Genomic DNA, 19,460 nt, shown 5'->3' with positions numbered 1-19,460 from the left:
AGCGCCCCGTCCGGCACGCCCGCGCTCCTCACAGCAGCTCGCGTTCGAACTTGCGGCGCCGCTCGGTCGGCCCGGCGTAGCCGGCCAGCAGCAGGGTGCGCTGGGTGATGGCCTCCTCGCCGGACTCGATCGCCGCGGCGGCGGCCTCGGTGAGCAGCGCGGCCAACTCTCCAATGGTGCCCTCGCTGCGGGCCAGCAGATAGTCGGTCATCTCCGCGGTGGCCAGGTAGGAGGGGCGGCGCAGCGGGAAGGCGGCGGCGAAGCTGGCCAGCAGCATGCTCGCCTCCCGGCCGGCCTCCCAGCGCGGCAGCACGAACGGAGCGAAGCGGTTCTCCAGCTGGTCATCAGAGCGGATCACCAGGTAGGCGTCCCGGGTGCCGACGCCGACCAGCGGAATCTTCAGCTCGTTGCCCAGGAAGCGCAGCAGGTTGAGGAACTCGCGGCGCACCCCATCCCGCCCGGCCAGCACGTTGTGCAATTCGTCGATCACCAGCATCCGCACGGCGGCCTGGCGCAGCAGCTGCTCCAGCTCGGCCAGCCGCTGGCGGGGGCGCAGCGGCGCGCCGAGCGCGGTCAGCAGCGCGGTGTAGAAGCGGCCCACGTGCGGGTCGGAGGGCATCTGCACGACCAGCACCGGGATCTCCTCCGTTTCCGGGTGCGAGATCGGCGGGTGCGAGCGCCGGAACTTCTCCACGATCATCGACTTGCCGTTGTTGGTCGGCCCGATCACCAGCAGGTTCGGCATCCGCTGCTTGGCCGGCCAGTCCAGCAGCGTGTGCAACTGGTCCAGTGCCTGGGTGGCGCGGGTGTAGCCGATCCACCGATCCGCCCGGACCCGGGCCAGCCGCTCGGCGGCGGGCAGCCGGGCCACCGGCCGGACGCTGTCATGCAGGTGCGACAGGTCCTCTTCCGGGCCCGGCTCCAGCTCGATGCCTGGCCGGCTGGTCACCACTGCTCGATCACCTCGAACGGCTGCACGAGCTCATCGTCCGCGCCCTCCTCGGCTGGCAGTGAGGGTGGCGGCGGGGGCGCCGGCGCATCTGGTCGCGGCGCGGGGGTCGCCAAGCGGCGCTCGGTATCGCGGCGGGCCCGGCGGGTCGTGGCCGCCGCGTTCTCGGTGATCTGCCGCATCTGCTCGACCATGGCGAACAGGGCGTTCTCATCGACCTGGGCCCGGCCGTCCCGGCGCAGCCGGGCGATCGCGGCGCGCTGTTCCCACACGCTGATCGGCGGGCGCGCCAGCGTCCGGTACGGCACCGGCAGGTAGGCGTGCCCGTCGGGGTCCAGCACCCAGATCCGGGACAGGTCGCGCGGGTCGCGGCGGAGCACGAACTTCTCCAGCCGATCCCGGCGGGCGATCCACGGCTTGAGCGCGTCGCTGTAGTACTGCACGTGGTCGACGGTGAAGCCGGTCCGCCTCAGCGTCCGCCGGATCACCGGCAGGAAGTCGATGAGGAACGCGGTCTCGCCGGTCACCATCGCGGGGCGGCCGCCGGCCGCGACGCCTTCGGCCCACCGCCCGGCGGGTGTCTGGCCCAGCGTGGCATGCACCTGGCCGTGGTAGGCGACCACCGCCAGGGCCAGCCACCGGTTCAGCTCGGCGACGGTCAGCACCGCGCTGGCCTGGCTGTCGTAGCTGCCGCGCTCGGCCGCGCTGGAGAAGGTGGTGCCGGGCAGTTCGTGCACCATCTGCATCATCGTGCCGATCAGCCGCTCGATGACGCCGCCGAAGTGCGGCATGCCCTTGGGCCGGTACTCCAGCGTGACGCCGTGCTGCACGCAGCCCCGGCGCAGCGCCTCACTGTGGAATTCCACGGCGTTGTCGACGTGGATCTCGTGCGGCTTGCCGCTCATCGGCCAGACCACCGCCTGCAGGCCGAGCCGCTCCAGCCACGGCCGCTTGTCGCACACGGTGTGCGCCAGGCACAGCCCCACCGACAGCGCCGACGGCGCCTCCAGGGTCACCACCAGGCCGACCACGCACCGGCTGGCCACATCGATCGCCGCGGTGACGTACGGGCGGCCGATCGGCAGCCGATGCCGCTCATCGACCACCTCCACATCGACCGGCGTGTGGTCGATCTGCACCTGCTGCAGCAGGCCCTCAATGCTCGGCGGGTCGCCGCCCGCCGACCGCAGCCGGCGCGCCCCCTCGACACCCTCCCGCGCCGTGGCGGCCGCCACCGGATCCAGCGCCTCGATCCGCCGCGCCAGCGTGCTACGCGCCGGCACCGGCAGCCCACCGGTCCGGCACCGGCGTACGACCTCCCGGTAGACCCCCGCCACCGAGCGCCGCTGCCGGGTCAAATACCGCGACCGGATCACCTCGGCCATCACCGTCTCGACCGCCGCCGGCACCCGGCCGAGTCTCCGGCCACCGCTGGAGCGCCCAGGCAGCAGATCCGACACGACACCCTCACCCGCACGCCACCGGCCCAGCAGCACGTACACCTGGCGCCGGGAGATGCCCAGTTCATCTGCCGCCGCGTCCGCGGCCGCCAAACCCACCCGCGGCCCGGCGGCCAACCGGCCGATCACCTCGGTGCGGCGTACTGCCATGTCCCACGTCTCATCCGGGGCGGTCAGCACACCCCGCTCGATGATCTGCGCTCGCCCATCGTCCATGCCGGGGCCTCACCGTCGCGCACACGAGTACGGAACAATCGCACCGTAGCGCAGAGGACTATGGTCAATCCGGCGCTTCAGAGTCCTCTGCACGGACCCCCGAAAGCCCAGGACACGCGCGCACCCGGCTTCGAGAAGTGACACGGGTGTCAATGTCCGAAGCCGTCCGCATGGATATCCGAAGTCGTGTGCACGGGGCCCCGGTAGGTCATTCACAGGTCGACGGTGACGTCGTCTTGGTTGTCGTGTGCAGGGAGAAGTCGCCGTAGAGCGGCACGGGTGTCGATGTAAGCCTGGTGGAATAGTTCGGGGTCGTGCGCGGCAAGTTCCCGATACAGCGCGACCGCTTCCCGCTGAACCCGCAGTTGCTCGTGGTGTTCGCCCACCTGGCCCAGTGTGCCCGCCAGGTTGTTCAGGGTGCGGGCGAGGGTGGGGGAGTGACCGGTGTTGCCGTCGACTAGGTCGCGCCACAGCGCGACCGATTCCCGCGCCACCGGTAGTGCCTCGTGGTACTTGCCCGCCCTGTATAGCGCGGCTGCCAGGTTGTTCAGGGCTGTGGCGAGGTCGGGGGAGTAGGCGGTGTTGCCATCGGTCAGCTCGCGCCACAGCGCGACCGCCTCCTGCGCCACCCGCAGGTCCTCGCGGTGCTCACCCGCACTGTTCAGCGCGACCGACAGGGTAGTCAGTGCGCTGGCGAGGCCGGTGCTGCCGTCGGTCAGCTCGCGCCACAGCGCAACCGCCTCCCGCGCCACCCGCAGCTGCTCGCGATGCTCACCTACCCGGTCCAGCGCGGACGACAGGCTGCTCAGGGCGGTGGCGAGGCCGGGCCGGTGAGCGGTGTTGCCGTCGGTCAGCTCGCGCCACAGCGCGACCGCCTCCAGCGCCACCCGCAGTCCCACGTGGTGCTCACCCCCCTTGTCTAGCGTGGCCGCCAGGTCGGTCAAGGCGGTGGCGAGGCCGGGCCGGTGAGCGGTGTTGCCGTCGGTCAGCTCGCGCCACAGCGCGACCGCCTCCAGCGCCACCCGCAGTCCCTCCTCCCGCTCGCCTGCCCTGTCTAGCGCGGCCGCCAGGTCGGTCAGGGCGCGGGCGAGGCAGGGTGGGGTGCCTGTGGCGCGGTTGTGGTGGAGGTGGCGGCGGGTCAAGGTGAGGGTGCAGCGGGGCAGGGCGTGGGCGGGGGTGAGCTGTAGGAGCTGGGTGGTGGTGTCGGGGTCGAGGCCGGCGGCAGCCAGAGCGGTGGCGGTGGTGTGGTCCAGCTGGCCGCGGTTGGTGCCGGTGGTGAGGGCGGCGTAGATGGCGTAGCGGGCCAGCCGTACCGGGTCACCGCCCAGCAGTTGCTCGAACAGCAACTGGGCGGGTGGGTGGTGTTCGCTGGCGCGGGCCAGCACGGTCAAGATCCGAGCGGCCTGGTCCTCGGTCGGCTCGTTCAGCAGGTGGCGGGCGAAGTGCCGGTCGTCCACGGTGCTGGTCAGGCTGGTGATGACGAACCAGTCGGTCAACGGGTCCGGGCCGATCCTCAATCCGCCTTCGGTCATGGGCGAGTAGAGGGCGCGGGCCCACCGGGCCAGATTGGTGATGCGTTCGGCGGGCGCATCGGCCAGTTCAGGGACGCGCCGCAGCACTCCGATCGCGGCCGGCTCATCAGCAGGGGCGAACAGGACTAGACCGGTCATGACACGGGCCAGCAGCAAGTCGGTGGCCGGGCCGATCCCCCACTGCTCCTGTGCGGCAGTGCCGCGCCACCAGCGTGCCTCGTGCTCGAACAGCACCCGTGCGACCTCGCCGAGCGGCGTAGGTGAATCGCCCGGCGACGGTCCGCCCAGCACTGTCACCATGGCCTGGGCGAACACCTCCACTATGGCCTGCCCTTTCCGGACCGGCCCGGTCATGTCCGAGACCGGCGGTGCCAGCGTCGCCCGCGCGGAGGCGAAGGCGCGGACGGCCTCGCCGTACCAGCGGATTAGGTCGGAAATTTCACCCAGCGGCCGCAGCGACATCACCGGCGCGCTCTTCATCAGCAGCGCGTGCCGCTCGGCGAGCCGACCTTGCAGCGCCTGGCCGAGTTCGGCGCCGTGCCGGGTGATCAGCACCACCCGCAACCGGGCGCACCCCCGGTACTCAGCCAATGCGCCCAGCAGCCCCGCCAGGTCGGTTCGGGTGTCGGCGTCGTCGACCAGGGCCAGCACCCGCACTCGTGGGCTGGTCACCGCCGCGGCCGCGCAGACCAGGGCGACGGCCATGCCCTCGCGCAGCCATCCGGTCACCCACCCATCCGCAGCGGCCTCCCGGGCGGCCTGCAACGCCAGCCGGGTCTTGCCGCACCCGCCCGGCCCGTCCACCACCATCAGCCCCGATGTCACCTCCTCCTGGCACCAGGCCCGCCACCGGGCTCCCTCGGCGCGCCGCCCCCAAAAGGGGGTCGGACACCACTGCGGCAGCAGCAACTCGAACACGCTGCGCTCCCCGCCGCCAGGGTCGGCCAGGTGATGAGGCTGAGGCGGGTCTAGCGGGTCAAGAACCGACCGCAGCGCGTCGATGGCCGCGGCCGCGTCCTCGGCCCTGGTCAACACCACACCGAAGTACGACCCGGTCGCCCCTGCCAACGCGGCCACCACGACCGCAATCAATGCCCGCCACCCCAGCGGCCACCCCGCGGGTACCACCAACGGCGGCACCCCCGCACCGATGCTGGCCATCGTCCCCAGCACCCATGGGTTCTTCAGCTTCTGGAACGTCTTCAGCTTCGTAAGCCTCATGAGCCAGCGCGCCATCGCACCAGCATCGCGGCCGAACCATGCCATATCAGCGAAACCCGGAGGTTTGGTCTCGACCGGTACCAGAGAAGATCGCCAGACGGGATCGGCATGCCTGCCGTGGCTGTTTCATAGACGAGGACCTAATGAACAGCGCTCCCGGCCGGATGCGACCAGGGCGAACGGCGTTTCATAGGTCGGTGCAAACAGGTAGCCGATTGAAACGCATCCATGAAACGATCAGGCGGTGTCCGATGACGGCTACCTCCGCGTGGAGGCCCACGACTGCCCGATGACCTCCTGCGCCGCCCCGGCCGGTTCGCCCTGCCGGACCGGCAAGGGCAAGGTCGCCATCCAGTACCACACCGCCCGCTTCCGGCTCGTGCCTGCACTCGCCAAGGCGCTCACCGTCGCCATCCCGGCCGTGCGCAAGCCGGGCACGCTGTGGATCGAGCTGCCCCGCCCCGTCGCGGCTGGCGTCGAACCGGCCGGGCACGTGCGCATCGGCTACGCCCGCGCCTCCACCGTCCGCCAGTCCCTGGACACCCAGCTCGACGCGCTCCAAGCCGTCGGCGTCACCCGGATCTTCTCCGAGAAGATCTCCACCCGCGCCACCACCCGCCCCGAACTCGACCAGGCCGTCGCCCTGGCCCGCGAGCTCCGATCAGCGGGCGTCGCGGTCACGCTCGTGGTACACGAGCACAAACGGCTCGGCCGCGGCCTCGACCTCGCCGCCCTCGCCGAGCAGCTACGCGCCGCCGGCATCGGCCTGGAGTTCCTCACCGGCGAGCTACAGGGCTCCCACGACCCGTCCGGCGTCGTGTTCACCGTGCTGGCCGCGCTGTCGGGGATGGAGCGCGAGTACATCCGCGACCGCACCCTGGAAGGCCACGAATCCGCCCGCGCCCGCGGCAAGACCATCGGCGGCGCCGCCGTCACCGACGACGCCATGCTCTCCATGGCCCTGCACCTACGTGCCCAGAACCTCAGCCTCCGCGACATCGCCGCCCGCCTCGTCATCACCAAGGGCAAGAAGAAGGGCCGCCACCCATCGCCGGCCACCATCCTGCGAATGCTCCGCGAACACGACGAGGCGAACGCCACAGTGTCATCAGCGGCGACGCCCAAGGGCTGACCAGCCACTCATTGGCAGCCCACCTCAGCCCCCTGAGCGACCCGCGAGCTGGTCAGTTGCTAGCGCCAAAATCCGGTCCGATCCTCCCCAGAGGCCGATACGGCCGGGCCGGGGCCCTGGTCCGGCAGGCGGTCAGGCGCCGTATCGGCGGCCTCGCCGCTGGGGGCGCGCAGGTGCGGCGCGGCCGCGGCCGCGCCGGCCACGGCCGCGCCGGCCACGGCGGCCAGCGCGATGCCGGTGCTGGAGTGCAGCCGGAACCGCTGGTCCAGTCCCGTGCGGGGACGAGGACGGTGATGGTCAAGGCCAGGATCGTGAAGCCGATGGCGGTGGTGCGTGGGCGCATGTGACCTTTTCGGGCGGATCGGCGGCCGGTGGGCAGGCGGCGGGCGGCGCCGGCCTGGAACGCAGGGCCGGGCCGCCCGCCAGGGTCAGACACAGTGCGTCCAATCGGGGCGATGAACCGCCATGGCGGGGGGATCGAGGTTGGCGACCTTTGCTCCGGCCCCGATGTTGCGGTCACCGGTTTGCGGGAGGGGATCCCTCACCCATGGGGTGACCCAGGTGCACCAGCTGGATCCGGTACGGTTCCAGGCGGAACGGCCGCCCTTGGCGAGTCCCTGGCCGGAGACGTTGATGGAGCCGATGCGGTAGTAGGCCATGACGCCGGTGGAGTTGGGGCCGGCCCACAGGCAGAAGGTGCCGGCCGGGCAGTTGTTCCACCCGGTGGGCGCAGCGGCTGATGCCGGGGCAGGCATGGCGATCGCGGCCAGGCTGAGGGCGGCGGCGGTCACGGCGAGGGCGGTGCGGTTGGTCATCGGTGGCTTGCGTCCAGGAGTCACGATCAGGCCCACCTGTCGGGGTCACAGCGCAGCGGGTCGGGCCGATGGACGGCCCAGATCGCGATGTTGGTGATCTTCTTGCCTGCCTCCAGGACTTTGATGTTGCCGGGCAGGAAGGTGATGCGGCCCGCCATGTGGGAGTAACACCATTTGCTGGTGGTGTTGTTGAAGCCGGACCTGCCGCCCTCCGGCAGGCCCTGGTAGGCGACGTTGAACGAGCCGGTCCGGTAGTAGGTCATGCGACCGGTGCCGTTGGGGCCCGAGTAGACGCAGAAGGTTCCGTCCGGGCAGCCGGCATATCCGGCTGCTGCCTGTGAGGGTGCGGCCGGAAGCGCGGCCAGAGCGGTGGCGAGGACGGCCAGAGCCGCAACCGTGGTGGTGCGCATGATGCTCCTGGAGTCGGCGAGACACGGTGCATCACATTAAGCACTTGTTTAACTACTGCTAGTAACTAACGCTGGGGACAGTAGTTCATCACTGTGTCCAGGCGCGGCGGTGCGAAGCTTCCGTGGCGTGGCCGAGAAGATACTGCTCCCAAGAGCGGCCGATGCGTTCTGCCACGCGCAGGACTTACCTCGCCATCAGAGGATCTCGGTGTGGTCGTGGGTTGTGCGGAGCCGGAAATCGTCAAACGTGGCGAAGGCTGCGGCTCGCTGCCTCGCGTCGAGGGCGCGATCTTCGGCGTCTTGCGCGAGGTAACGGACGCTCTCCTCCCTGAGAGCGTCCACCAGCCAGTGCAGCACCCGCGCTCGCCGTTCGAAGTAGGGGTTGCGTCCACGAGAGTGGTGTACGAGTTTGAACTGCTCACAGGCGTGGCGCCGTGAAATGGCGACGGCCATCGCGTGATCCTTCGAAGGCGCAAACCAAGATCGAAGGAGACCACGTGATGGCCGCGGACAACAGTGTGACGCCCGAGCAATGGCTGGCGCAGCAGATCCAGACCGGTGACCCCGACTTGTTGCGATCCATGGTGAAGACCATGGCCGAGACGTTGATGTCGGCCGAGGCCGACAACCTGTGCGGGGCTGGCTACGGCCAGCGCAGCGACGAGCGGACCAATCGGCGCAACGGCTACCGCACCCGCGAGTGGGACACCCGCGCGGGCTCGATCGAGCTGGCCATCCCGAAGCTGCGCTCGGGCTCGTACTTCCCGGAGTGGCTGCTGGAACGCCGGCGGCGGGCCGAGCAGGCGCTGATCAGCGTCGTGGCCACCAGCTACCTGCTCGGTGTCTCCACCCGGCGCGTGGACAAGCTGATCGAGCAGCTCGGTATCAAGCACATCTCCAAGAGCCAGGTCTCTCAGATGGCCAAGACGCTGGATGAGCAGGTCGAGGCGTTCCGCACCCGGGCACTCGATGCCGGCCCGTACACCTTCGTCTGGCTGGACGCCCTGACCCAGAAGGTGCGCGAGGGCGGCCGCATCGTCAACGTGCACGTCCTAGTCGCCACCGGGGTGAACGCCGACGGCCGGCGCGAGATCCTCGGCCTGGACGTCACCAGCGCCGAGGACGGCGCGGGCTGGCTGGCGTTCCTGCGCGGCCTCGTCGCGCGCGGCCTGGCCGGTGTTCAGCTGGTCATTTCCGATTGTCACGCCGGGCTGGTGGCGGCGATCGGTGCCACGCTGGCGGGTGCGTCGTGGCAGCGGTGCCGCAGTCACTACCTGCGAAACTTGCTGACCTGCGTGAACAAGTCGGCGCAGCCGTTCGTGGCCACCCTGGTCCGCACCCTGTTCGACCAGCCCGACGCTGCCTCGGTGCGCGCCCAGCACGCCTGGGTCGTGCAAACGCTGGAGGCCAAGCACCCGGCCGCCGCCGAGCATCTCGACGCCGCACGCGAGGACCTGATCGCCTTCGCCGCCTTCCCGCGCGAGATCTGGCCCCAGATCTGGTCCAATAATCCGCAGGAACGGCTGAACAAAGAGATCCGCCGCCGCACCGACGTGGTCGGTATCTTCCCCGATCGATCCTCGGTCATCCGGCTGGTCGGCGCGGTGCTGGCTGAGCAGACCGACGAATGGGTCGAAGCCCGCCGCTACATGGGCCTGGACATCCTCGCCAAGGCCCGCATCCGAGTCGTCCCCAGCGACACACCAGCCCAGAACCCGCTTCCGCAGACACTTACCGCTTAACCTGCAGAAACAGGATCACGCGAAGATCGATTCATACACCACGTCCGTGGACGTGACCGAAGTAGGCGCCGGGCGCTGGTCGAGCGAGGCGCGTTCGTAGTGCTCGGCCACGGGCATCGGCGTCGTTCAACAGAGCCGGGACGTCATGAACACCGCTCGGCTCACGCTGAGGAGGCGAAGTGGTCACCCACATGACAGTGCGCCGCGCCCAGCTGGTCTTCCTGGTAGACGAGCTCGCCCCGGACGGCTTGGCGCCACGGAGCTCATGCCGCGTCTGTCGGAGGGACCGCTTCGACGGAGCCCACCCTGTCGTCCAGAAGGATGTCAGGAACCGGTGTTCCGGACGTTGCGGCCCGATCTACGGTGTCCACGATCTGCGCTACGGCACGGTAGATCCGGGTGGCGACCGCCTGATCTCCTGAGTTCCGGAACGGATCGTTGCAGATGGATCTCAGGGTGGTGAGAACCCTGACGAGGTTCGGCCCCGACAACGGAACCTTGATCAGGGTTTCATCGCCGGCAGCTGGAAGCCGGACACGCTGGCGCAGAACCACGTCCGCGTCCTGAATGAAGACGAACGTATCCCTGTGGCAGACCAGGTTGACGCTGGAGATCCCCGCCGCTGTGACCAGCCGTTCTTGATGACTCGGTATGCGCTGCCGGGCCCGTTGAGCAGCTCGCTCTTCCTTGAGCCGTCGTCGTTCCGCTCTTGCAGCAGCTCGCTCCGGGGTGCCGAACAGGAACATTCGCTCGAAGCCCTTCCACTTCGGGGACTCAATGGAGTCGCGCCAGTACTCCACGTGACCATAGTCAATGACCGTGAGTGATCGTGGAGCGTTCCGCGGGAACGCCCGTCCCCTGATACTGGCTCGAACCTGTCAACAAACGATGTAGCAGAGTTGTTGAACCGTCACGGTTGTTGAGGCCCTGCGTGGCCGTCGTGGTGCCCGAGCGCCGTTCCCGGTCAGAGCCGCGCAGAGGCAGCGGCTACGCAAGAGCTCACAGCTGATCACGAGAGCCCCCGGCCCCCCTTGAACGGCGAGGGGGGCCGCGGGCTCTCTTCGTGCTCACCCCTGGAAGGGAGGCGGGTTTCTGGACTTTCCGGACCGGCCTTATGCGCGGGCCGGCGCGCCCGCCCGCCGGAGGCGCACCGCGTCAGTCGGTCACGGGCATCAGCGCGCCCACCGTCGAGAGAAGGATGGCCGGCCGCCGCAGCTGGCATTCGGCCGGACATCCCCCTGCGGAGATACGCCACCCCTCCAGAACGTCGCCCCGCACCCTCCGGCCTACCCGTAGCCGAGTGGCCACGTAACGCGAATGGAGGAACGAGGCCCTCCTCGCGGCGCCCTCCCGCACCATCGCTGGCGTGCCGAGTCCGAAGGATGTCCAGCAGACCCGCGCCCGCTGCATCGAGGAGGCCGCGGCGGCCCAGGCGCGCAAGGCCGAGCGGCGCGCCGAGAACGAACGCAGTCAGCCAGCCCACATCCCGCCCCGGCTAACTGCTGATCTGCGCCTAGCGTCCTCGTCACCGATCTGGCAGGGCTATGAGAAGCGGACCTCATCCACCAGGCGGGAGCTCCACGGGCACCAGTGACCACCGGGCAGGAAGGCGCCGCCGGCCTCGTCCAGGTGGTCCTCAAGGTACTGCGCGCTGGAGTCGCAGACTTCGATCGCTACTTCGAAGAAGTCGATCGTGTTGGGGTCGAGGTGGTAGCTCCATCCAGGGTTGTAGGGGACGGGGCGTTTGATGATCCGGCCGTGGACGTGGATGCGATTGGTTTCCTCGCCGCTCAGAATTTTGCGAGCATGAGCGATCCTGGGCTCGTCGCGAAGCTCGATGACGAACCGGGAGCGGCCGTCGGTGTCGGTTATGCGGAAATAGGCCGGTCCGGCCGCGTGGGCAGGGACGGCCGGGGTGAGGATGATCATCATGACTGTGGCGAGTACTGCGGCGATCTTGCGGGGGATGCGTGCCATGGGGACACCTCCGGTGATGCGGGCCGCGATCTGCGACCATCGCTCACCCATTGTAGTTTTTCTGTCACGTTAAGTTAATGGCGCGATGAGGGCTCGCCGCTGAAGCCGTAAGGGTTCGCTGTCCGGCTATGTCGACCTGGAGTGCTGCCGGAGGTCAGGTGGCGCGGCATCTGGCCGCGTGGCCATCCAAAGGGGCCATTGAAGTTGGGTGCGGTCACCCGCCCTGGCGTCTGTCAACAAACGGTGTTGGAAGATTGTTGAACCGCCAGGGTTGTTGAAGGAGTTGTTGAAGGCTTCCAGAGGCTTGGAGGGTTGTTCGGGCGGATCTTCAGAAAACGATCGTTAAATGAAGCACCATCACCCACCATCCGGCTCCGTCATCTCCACCTTCCTGGTCCAGTGAGCGAGATTACCCCGGGTGATCAGGGTGGAGGGGTGCTCGGCGCCCTGGACGCGTTCGCGGATGGGGAGCAGGGCGGCGTATTGGTCGCGGGCGGCGGCCGCGTCCCCCGCCTTCCCTGTCCAGTAGGCGAGGCTGTGCCGGGTGGTCAGGGTGGAGGGGTGCTCGGCGCCCAGCACGCGCTCGCAGATGGGGAGCAGGGCGGCGAACTGGTCGCGGGCGGAGGCCGCCTCCCCCGCCTGTCCCGTCCAGTAGGCGAGATTGGCCCGGGTGGTCAGGGTGTCGGGGTGTTCGGCGTTCAGGACGCGTTCGCGGGTGGGGAGCAGGGCGGCGTATTGGTCGCGGGCGGCGGCCGCGTTTCCCGCCTCCCCTATCCAGGAGGCGAGGTTGTGCCGGGTGGTCAGGGTGTCGGGGTGTTCGGTGCCCAGGACGCGTTCGCGGATGGGGAGCAGGGCGGCGTATTGGTCGCGGGCGGCGGCCGCGTCCCCCACCGCCCCCGTCCAGCGGGCAAGGTTAGCCCGGGTGGTCAGGGTGTCGGGGTGTTCGGTGCCCAGGACGCGTTCGCGGATGGGGAGCAGGGCGGCGAACTGGTCGCGGGCGGCGGCCGCGTCCCCCACCGCCCCCGTCCAGTAGGCGAGATTGGCCCGGGTGGTCAGGGTGTCGGAGTGTTCGGCGCCCTGGACGCGCTCGACGGTGGGGAGCAGGGCGGCGAGTTGGTCGCGGGCGGCGGCCGCGTCCCCCACCTCCCCCGTCCAGCGGGCGATTTCGTGCCGGGTGTTCAGGGTGTTGGGGTGTTCGGCGCCCTGGACGCGCTCGACGGTGGGGAGCAGGGCTGTGAGCTGGTCGCGGGCGGCGGCCGCGTCCCCCGCCTCCCCCGTCCAGGTGGCCAGGTCGTACCGGGCGGTCAGGGTTTCGGGGTGTTCGGCGCCCAGCATTGCCACTGCGTGGGTGCAGATGTCCTGCTGGAGCTGAACGGCGGCGGTGTAGTCACCGATGGCATCGAGGTAGGCGACCAGCCGGTGCAGGCCGGGGGAGCCGGGCGGCAGCACGCTGCGGGCGTGCGGGAGAAGTGCTCGATGGGCGGGCCAGGCGTCGATCGTGGTCGGATTGTCGGGGAGTGCGTCCAGGATCAGGTCCGCAGCGACCTGGCGGCTGTGGTCGCGCTGGTCGGGGGTGAACTGGTGCAGGGTGACGGCTTGGACGAGGCGGTGCACGCTGATCAGGTCCTCCGGCTCGCCGGGGTTGAGGTCGGCGGGGCTGGGAGTGAGGGTGATCAGGCTGTAGGAGGCCAGCAGTGCCAGCGCTTCGCCGACCTGAAGGGGGTCGGTCTCGGGCAAGGGGTCCAGGACGGAGCAGGGCAGGTTGTCGGGGGCGTAGCAGGCCAGCAGGTTCAGTACGTGGATGGCCAGGGGGTTGATGGCCTGGATGCGGGTGTGGCTGAGGGTGAGCACCTTGGCCACCACGCGTTCGGCGTCGCCGCCGGCGGGGGTGGTGGCGTACATGCGGGCCGGGATGTCCTTGAGCAGGTTCAGGTAGCGGGTCAGGGTCATGCGGGGGGTGCGGGCGATGTAGGCGCCGGCCTGGGTCAGCGCCAGCGGCAGATCCCCCAACTGGTCGGCCAGGTCCTGCAGCGCGCCGGTGTTGGCGGAGTCCGGGGGGCCGATCAGGCCGGCCAGCAGGGCGGTCGCGGCCGGGCGGGACAGCAGCTCCAGCCGGACGGGGGTGATGTCGAGGTGCTGCCAGCCGATGTCGCGGCGGGTGGTGATCAGCACGTGGCCGTGGGTCAGGCGGGCCAGGTACGGCTCGACGTCGGCGACCTCTTCGACGTTGTCGAAGATGATCAGCCAGTCCGGGTGGGCGGCCAGCCAGCTCACCGCCCAGGCAGCGGCTTCCTCCACGGTGGCCTGCTCGGCGGCCACCGAGTCGATGCCACACGCCAGCGCCCGGGCAAGGTCAGCCAGCCCGGTGCGGATCAGGTCGGGGCTGTCGGCGTCGATCCACCACACCAGCTCGTAGTCCTGGCGGTGGCGGTGGGCGTACTGCAGCGCGAGCTCGCTCTTGCCGACGCCGCCCAGCCCGAGCACGGCCTGACTGATCACACCAGCTCCCGGCTCGTCATCCAGGGCCCGGCGGAGATCACCTAGTGCCGCGTCGCGGCCGACGAAGGCCGCGGCCGGACGGCGTGGCAGACCGTTCATCCCGGACGGCGGCACCGGTACGGCCTCGGCGTGGGGCAAGGGCCGGCGCAGCGCGGAAGAGTCGTGGTGGATGGACAGGTCACGGGCTGCTTGATACGTGGGGCTCTGCCCAGAGTTTTTGGCTTGGAGCTGTATGTTCCTCGCCTGGTCACCGGTGGAGGAGATGCCGGTGTTGTCGCCCGCGCTCGACATACATCCAGAATGCTCCCCCAACGCATACATCCGGACTGATAGTGACGAACGCGTGACCTGCCTGGGCCGGTTGTGATGCCAGGCCTCTAGTTCGCCCCGTGCCGTGGCTTCGGCTTGGCCGGCCGCGCCTTGTTTCGGCGGGGCGGGGCGGGGCTGCTGAGGTAGTCCAGGATGCGTGGGGCGGGGTGGCGGTCGAGGTTGTGCCGGTCGTGGTAGCCGGGGGGAATGGGGGAGGACGCATTGCCCATGGCGTCCTGGACGTCGCGCAGGGCAGCGCCCGCGGTCAGGGCAAGGCGGGCGAAAGTGTGCCGCAGGCTGGTCGGGGTGAGCTTGGAGGCCGCAGGAAGGTGGGCGTCGCGGGCGATGCGGCGGATTAGCTTGTTGACGGCCCAGCGGTCCATGCGCTTGCCGCCGGGATGCGGGCCGGAGGGCTCGGTGACGAACAGCGGGCCGGTCAGCTGCTCGCGGGCCACGCCGGCGCGTTCGGCGCGGTCGAGGAGGTAGTCCTCGACGGCGGTGGCGATTGGCCGCGCGAGGGGGTAGCTGCGTTGTCTGCCGTCCTTGCCGATGACGTTCAGGGTGCGGTAGCCGCGCCGATGGCCGAGGTTGGTGACGTCGGCGGCGCACACCTCTGCCACTCGCAAGCCCTCGGTGAGCAGCAGGATCAGGAGTGCGACGGTGCGGAGCCGGATCGGGCGGGGGTCGGCGGCGGCGGCTTTCAGGAAGGCGGCCGCTTCGTCACGGGACAGGGCGATGGCGGTGGTGTGATGGCCGGTGGCCGGCCGCTCGACGCCGGTGAAGGGATTGCGGGCGCCGACATCGTGTTTGAGCAGGTAGCGGTACCACGAGGAGATCGCCGACAGCTTGCGGGCCATGGTAGAGGGCGCATAGCGCTTTTCCAGCTCGGTGACGTAGGGCTCGACCTCGGCGCGGTAGGCGTACAGCGGGTCGCAGTGCCGCGGGCACCAGTGCAGATAGTGCTGCAGGTCGGCGTAGTAGGCGGCGATGGTGGCCGGGGAGGCATGGCTGTCCAGCCAACCCGCGGTCAGTCGCACCACGCCATGCCGGTCTGTGACGCCGGTCAGGCCTGGTAGGTGCAACGCGGCCACTGCCGTGCTGATGAGCTCGTACCGCTGGGCAGCAGTGGAGGCCGCCGCTAGGGCAGCGGTGTTCAGCCGGGGCCGCCTGCCCCTTGTGGCCATGTGGAGCATGGCCGGGTCGTACACCATAAGAAGGATTATGGGGGTACGAGAAACGTTCCACATGTGATCGTGAAATGGGAATCGACGTGTCCGTTTGGTGGCGGTTACAGGACCGGCAGAGGGGCGGTAGCACTCCCATGGGATGAAGTCCGTGCCGCCGAGTAGTGGGAAAGCGATCGCAACCCACCCCGGTTCGAGGGCGACGGTCGTCACGACCTAGTCTGAGACGCCAACGGGCCCCCTGCCCGCACACTGGTGAAGCGGTTGCGGCAGGGGGCCCGCCCCACCCGCTAGCGGGTGGCGTCGCGACCGACTAGCGTCCACACCAGCCAGCCCAGCCAAAGGACGAACCTGGCCAGAGCGAGCGCGGTGCAGCGCCGTTGCTGCCGATCATTGACGAGACGGTGCTTCCCCATGAGCGTGATCTCCCTTTTCGAGCCGCCGGTGCATCCGGCGAATTCGTCCGGATGCCGCCGTGCGGCCACGCCCTGGAGTCGAACCGTCCTGGCATGACCGTAGAGCATCACCGAGATGGCCAAGACGCGCCGGCGCATCATGGGTGAGGTTCTCTTGCACCGGGGCGGGAGCGTCTTGTACTGACAGAGAGATGACCCCTCCTAGCCCGCGCCAATGCGAACAAACCGCACGTTTCGCCAGCTCGAAGCCGTTCGTCGGGAGAACTTCACGAGCGCCAGGAGCTTTGGATGCCACAGTGAGTCGTCCTCGGCACGCCGCTCAGGTGAGAACGGGCCAGTCAGTTGCAGACGGCCATCCCCAGAGAGCGATCACGGAATCCTTAGAAACGCCGCTCACCACGGGTCGGCGATCTGCCCGTCACTCTCCAACCCGTAGCGCAGCAGATCCCCCCACCGGCCAGCCACACCGCGCTCGCGCCAGCACCATGCCAACCTCCAGAACGCGTCGGTGTTGCCAGCGTCGGCGGCGGTGCGGGCGAACTGTTCGGCTTCTTTCCGATCCCCGGCCAGATCCCGTAACCGGGCCAAGATGCCCAGCACCGCGATATTGCCGCTGGTGGCGGTGTCGGCGCGGGCCAGCCGTTCGGCCTCCTCCTGCATCCCGGCTAGCGACCGCATCCCGATCAAATCCCCTGACGCCCCAGTGCCGCTGGCATGGGCCAGCCGTTCAGCTCCTTCCCGCATCCGCGCTAGCGCCACTGCCCTGGTCAAGTCTTCTACGTCCCAGGTGTCGCCGGCGTCGGCGGCGGCGCGGGCCAGCCGTTCGGCCTCCACCCACTCCCCGGCTCGCGCATGCATTTCGGGCAGCACCTGCATCGCGATGGTGTTGCCGGCATCAGCGGAGCCTTGCCAGAGGCCGAAAGCGTGGCGGTAGCGGCCTCGGTCAAAAGCGGCACTGGCCAGGGCAGCATGGTCGGAGGGAGTGGCGGCCTGGCGAATGGCGGCTTCCCAGAACTCCGCCGGAGGGCACAGGAGTCGGCGAGTGCGGACGCCGTGTTGTTCTAGATAGTCCGCCAGCCGGTAGGACGGTTCCTCCCCTTCCGGCCGAGCGCCAGGGCGGGGCCGAATACGTGTCAACGGGGGCACCGCTCCCCGGCAGGGACGGGGAGCGGACAGGTAGGCAAAGGCCTGTTCCAGCCAGTCATCCGCCAGCAGATCCCACTGATCCTCGCTCAGGTAGCCGGCGGCGGCCTCTTCCAACAGAAGTCGGGACAGCGCCACACCGTGACCAAGCCGACGGGCGTCCATGGCAGCGTGCAGTACAGCCCGAGCTGCGACGGTGGCGTTCTGGTAGCGCTCGATCAGCGCTGGGCCGCCGGCCATGTACTGGGTCAACGCTCCGGCGCGGGCCTGCCGCACGGCTTCGGCCCACCGAGGATCCCCGCCCGTACCTGCCAGGCGGACGGCCACATCCACCTCAGGGCCGGTGAACGACTCCGGGACCGGGACCCGCATGTCGGCGCCGTTGAACAACTTCCGGGCCTGCGCGTGCGGATCCGGCCGACCAGGGGCAGGGATGGCCGACAAGATCGCGGCGTACTCGGGCCATAACGTGCCCATCACCAGGACTGGCCCTTGCTTGGGGCTGTGGAGCAGTTCGCGCAGTCCAGCGGCTACCTGCTCACCGATGTCATCGCCGGTGAGCAGATAGTGCTGCATCTCATTCAGCCAGATCACCGTGTGCGGGGCGACTCGTCGCAGGCCGGCGAGGGCGGCTTGAGGCTGACCCGGATCGATCGGGTGCCACAGGTGCCACGGCTCCTCCAAGCCGGATACCGCCTCCCACAGGGCGCGCGTCTTCCCGGTGGAGGACCCGCCGACCAGCACCACGATCCGGCTCCTCCCACGCTGAGCCTCGCCCACAACGGTGGCGAGCTTCTCATCGTGGGTTCTGGGCACGTAGGCGGGCAGCGCGCCGAGCCCCGCCGCGGCGGCACCGGCGTCGATCGCCAAGTGCACCTCCAGTGCGATCGGGTCCACCTGCGCCAATGGATGCCCCAGCCGCTGGGCCTCACCCGCCGCTCCCGGTGGGTGAGGCGGATAATGATGATGGTGGTTGATCGTCTGGTCACCGGCCGCTTGGTACACCCGGCCCTCCCCTGAGGCAACGCCCTCCATCTGGATGTGTGGAGGCTGCCCAGGAGGGTCAACTGCTGAGGGGGCGATCATCGCCTGGCCTGGTCGCCGGTGCTCCGCCACGACCCCGCATCTGCTCGCTTCCTCTCGGATGTCCTTCTCGACATGCCTCCAGGATGCTCGCGCACTACACGTACGGGACCGGAAGTCGCGAAGGTGTTACCTGTCACCACGACCAAGCGAAACGGTCGTTGGGGGACGGCCAGGGGATTTCGGACGCCAGCGTTTCCGCAGGTACGTGCGTCCCGAAACTTGTCCTGAAAGCCCTCCAGGGCCCTTGTGTTTGGGGCGGCTGTCGATTCCAGGAGTCCTCTGCACGAGGTCCCCACGACCGCAACGATCGCGCAGGCCCGCCAACTCGATCTCGTCGTAAGCGGGTTACGAGGGTCGGAGCAACACGGCACCGCTGGCAGGGTCGGCGATCACGCGGACTGCGTCGGTGAAGAAGAAGTCGATGCACGCCCCTTCGACGTCAGGGCTGATGTTGGTGGTCACGTGGGCGTATACGTCTCCCATGTCATAGCCCCATGCGATGTTGAAGACCGTCAAGCTCGTGCCGTCATGCAGGGTGACCTCGGTGGCAACCCCGTCGCGATCTTGCAGTAGTCGAAGGATCGCCTGATCTTGCGGTGGTTGCATCATTGGAGCGCGTCCGAGTACTCGGCCGGGTTCGGCGCCGCCTTGGCTGCGCGTTCCAGGACGCGGTAGACCGTCGCCCGGCCGATGGAGAACATCTCCATCAGGTCGGCGATGGAGTACTGGCCGCTGGCGCGCGCATGCGGACCAGCTCGGCTTGCTGCCGAGCGGTCAGCTTGGGCTTCTTGCCTTTGAGCTTGCCTTTGGCGCGGGCGACGGCCATGCCTTCGCGGGTGCGCATCTTCAGCAGGTCGGCCTCGAACTCGGCGAAGACCGCCAGCATGTTGAAGAACATCTTCGACATCGGGTCGGCCGGGTCGTAGATGGTGCCGCCGAGTGAGAGGCGGACGCCCCGGGCGATGAGGGTGTCGCCGATGTCGCGGGCATCGGGGACCGAGCGGGCGAGGCGGTCGAGTTTGGGGACGACCAGGGTGTCGCCGGCGCGTACGGCCGCCAGGGCCTGGTCGAGGCCGGGCCGGGCCCGGTTGGTGCCGGTGAGTCCCTTGTCGAGATAGATCCGGTCGTCGCCGACGCCGAGTTCGAGGAGGATCTCGCGTTGGGCGGTGAGGTCTTGCAGGACGGTCGAGCATCTGGCGTAGCCGATGAGTTCTCCCACCCGCCGACCGTATCGTTTAGCCCCCTGTCACCGGACACTTTCGCGGACTACCTATCTGAGACAGCGTTGCCGCAGGTCGAGATCTCGCCTGAAGGCGGATCGTGGTTGTCCGGTGAGCGTTCCCCTAACGGACACCTCCAGAGGAGGCGA

At 69.2% G+C, this 19,460-nt stretch carries 16 protein-coding genes; 2 read left to right on the top strand and 14 right to left on the bottom strand.

Annotated elements, in window-relative coordinates; all coding sequences use genetic code 11:
* Positions 1 to 28: 28 nt before the first annotated feature.
* From HD597_RS01885 to HD597_RS01875, 3 genes are all read right to left on the bottom strand, one after another.
* The gene (locus HD597_RS01885; RefSeq protein ID WP_253739885.1) at positions 29 to 949 is read right to left on the bottom strand and encodes a TniB family NTP-binding protein; all 921 of its coding nucleotides are present in this window, start codon (positions 947 to 949) and stop codon (positions 29 to 31) included.
* Positions 946 to 2,625 carry a TnsB C-terminal domain-containing protein gene (locus HD597_RS01880; RefSeq protein ID WP_253739883.1) on the bottom strand — a complete coding sequence of 560 codons (1,680 nt, stop codon included), beginning with the start codon at positions 2,623 to 2,625 and terminating at the stop codon, positions 946 to 948. The genes HD597_RS01885 and HD597_RS01880 overlap by 4 nt, the downstream gene beginning before the upstream one ends.
* A gap of 212 nt (positions 2,626 to 2,837) precedes the next feature.
* A complete protein-coding gene (locus HD597_RS01875) occupies positions 2,838 to 5,393 on the bottom strand; it encodes a tetratricopeptide repeat protein (protein ID WP_253739881.1) in 2,556 nt (851 codons plus the stop codon).
* Between the two features lie 229 nt (positions 5,394 to 5,622).
* Here HD597_RS01875 and HD597_RS01870 point away from each other — a divergent pair, with 229 nt between their 5' ends.
* Positions 5,623 to 6,510, top strand: a complete 888-nt coding sequence (locus tag HD597_RS01870; RefSeq protein WP_253739880.1) for a recombinase family protein — start codon at positions 5,623 to 5,625, stop codon at positions 6,508 to 6,510.
* 428 nt (positions 6,511 to 6,938) lie between these two features.
* On the opposite strand, the gene HD597_RS01865 is transcribed toward HD597_RS01870, so the two are convergent.
* From HD597_RS01865 to HD597_RS01855, 3 genes are all read right to left on the bottom strand, one after another.
* Positions 6,939 to 7,361: a peptidase inhibitor family I36 protein gene (locus HD597_RS01865; protein WP_253739878.1), complete on the bottom strand. Its 423-nt coding sequence runs from the start codon at positions 7,359 to 7,361 to the stop codon at positions 6,939 to 6,941.
* On the bottom strand, positions 7,352 to 7,735 hold the full coding sequence (locus tag HD597_RS01860) for a peptidase inhibitor family I36 protein (protein WP_253739876.1): 384 nt from the start codon (positions 7,733 to 7,735) through the stop codon (positions 7,352 to 7,354). Before HD597_RS01860 ends, HD597_RS01865 begins: the two co-directional genes overlap by 10 nt.
* Positions 7,736 to 7,930: 195 nt before the next feature.
* Positions 7,931 to 8,188, bottom strand: coding sequence for a hypothetical protein (locus HD597_RS01855; protein ID WP_253739874.1), 258 nt, complete (start codon positions 8,186 to 8,188; stop codon positions 7,931 to 7,933).
* 47 nt (positions 8,189 to 8,235) lie between these two features.
* Between HD597_RS01855 and HD597_RS01850 the strand changes: the two genes are divergently transcribed.
* Complete coding sequence (locus HD597_RS01850) at positions 8,236 to 9,477, top strand: IS256 family transposase (protein ID WP_253740345.1); 1,242 nt, start codon at positions 8,236 to 8,238, stop codon at positions 9,475 to 9,477.
* Positions 9,478 to 9,740: 263 nt separating this feature from the next.
* Here HD597_RS01850 and HD597_RS01845 read toward each other — a convergent pair whose 3' ends face one another.
* The 8 genes from HD597_RS01845 to HD597_RS01810 all read right to left on the bottom strand — a co-directional run bounded on the left by HD597_RS01845 (position 9,741) and on the right by HD597_RS01810 (position 19,310).
* The gene (locus HD597_RS01845; RefSeq protein ID WP_253739873.1) at positions 9,741 to 10,277 is read right to left on the bottom strand and encodes a hypothetical protein; all 537 of its coding nucleotides are present in this window, start codon (positions 10,275 to 10,277) and stop codon (positions 9,741 to 9,743) included.
* Positions 10,278 to 11,019: 742 nt separating this feature from the next.
* Positions 11,020 to 11,454: a BP74-related protein gene (locus HD597_RS01840; protein WP_253739871.1), complete on the bottom strand. Its 435-nt coding sequence runs from the start codon at positions 11,452 to 11,454 to the stop codon at positions 11,020 to 11,022.
* A gap of 357 nt (positions 11,455 to 11,811) precedes the next feature.
* Positions 11,812 to 13,953, bottom strand: coding sequence for a tetratricopeptide repeat protein (locus tag HD597_RS01835; protein ID WP_253739869.1), 2,142 nt, complete (start codon positions 13,951 to 13,953; stop codon positions 11,812 to 11,814).
* A 377-nt stretch (positions 13,954 to 14,330) separates the two neighbouring features.
* Positions 14,331 to 15,473, bottom strand: coding sequence for a tyrosine-type recombinase/integrase (locus tag HD597_RS01830; RefSeq protein ID WP_253739867.1), 1,143 nt, complete (start codon positions 15,471 to 15,473; stop codon positions 14,331 to 14,333).
* 263 nt (positions 15,474 to 15,736) lie between these two features.
* Positions 15,737 to 15,985 carry a hypothetical protein gene (locus tag HD597_RS01825; RefSeq protein WP_253739865.1) on the bottom strand — a complete coding sequence of 83 codons (249 nt, stop codon included), beginning with the start codon at positions 15,983 to 15,985 and terminating at the stop codon, positions 15,737 to 15,739.
* A 270-nt stretch (positions 15,986 to 16,255) separates the two neighbouring features.
* Complete coding sequence (locus tag HD597_RS01820; protein WP_253739864.1) at positions 16,256 to 18,010, bottom strand: hypothetical protein; 1,755 nt, start codon at positions 18,008 to 18,010, stop codon at positions 16,256 to 16,258.
* 426 nt (positions 18,011 to 18,436) lie between these two features.
* Positions 18,437 to 18,700 (bottom strand): hypothetical protein, encoded by a 264-nt coding sequence (locus HD597_RS01815; protein WP_253739862.1) that lies wholly within the window; start codon positions 18,698 to 18,700, stop codon positions 18,437 to 18,439.
* A gap of 97 nt (positions 18,701 to 18,797) precedes the next feature.
* Positions 18,798 to 19,310 (bottom strand): recombinase family protein, encoded by a 513-nt coding sequence (locus tag HD597_RS01810; RefSeq protein WP_253739860.1) that lies wholly within the window; start codon positions 19,308 to 19,310, stop codon positions 18,798 to 18,800.
* Positions 19,311 to 19,460: the final 150 nt, after the last annotated feature.

The organism is Nonomuraea thailandensis (assembly GCF_024172165.1).
Lineage (GTDB): Bacteria > Actinomycetota > Actinomycetes > Streptosporangiales > Streptosporangiaceae > Nonomuraea > Nonomuraea thailandensis.
This window is presented reverse-complemented; position numbering and strand designations above follow the sequence as displayed.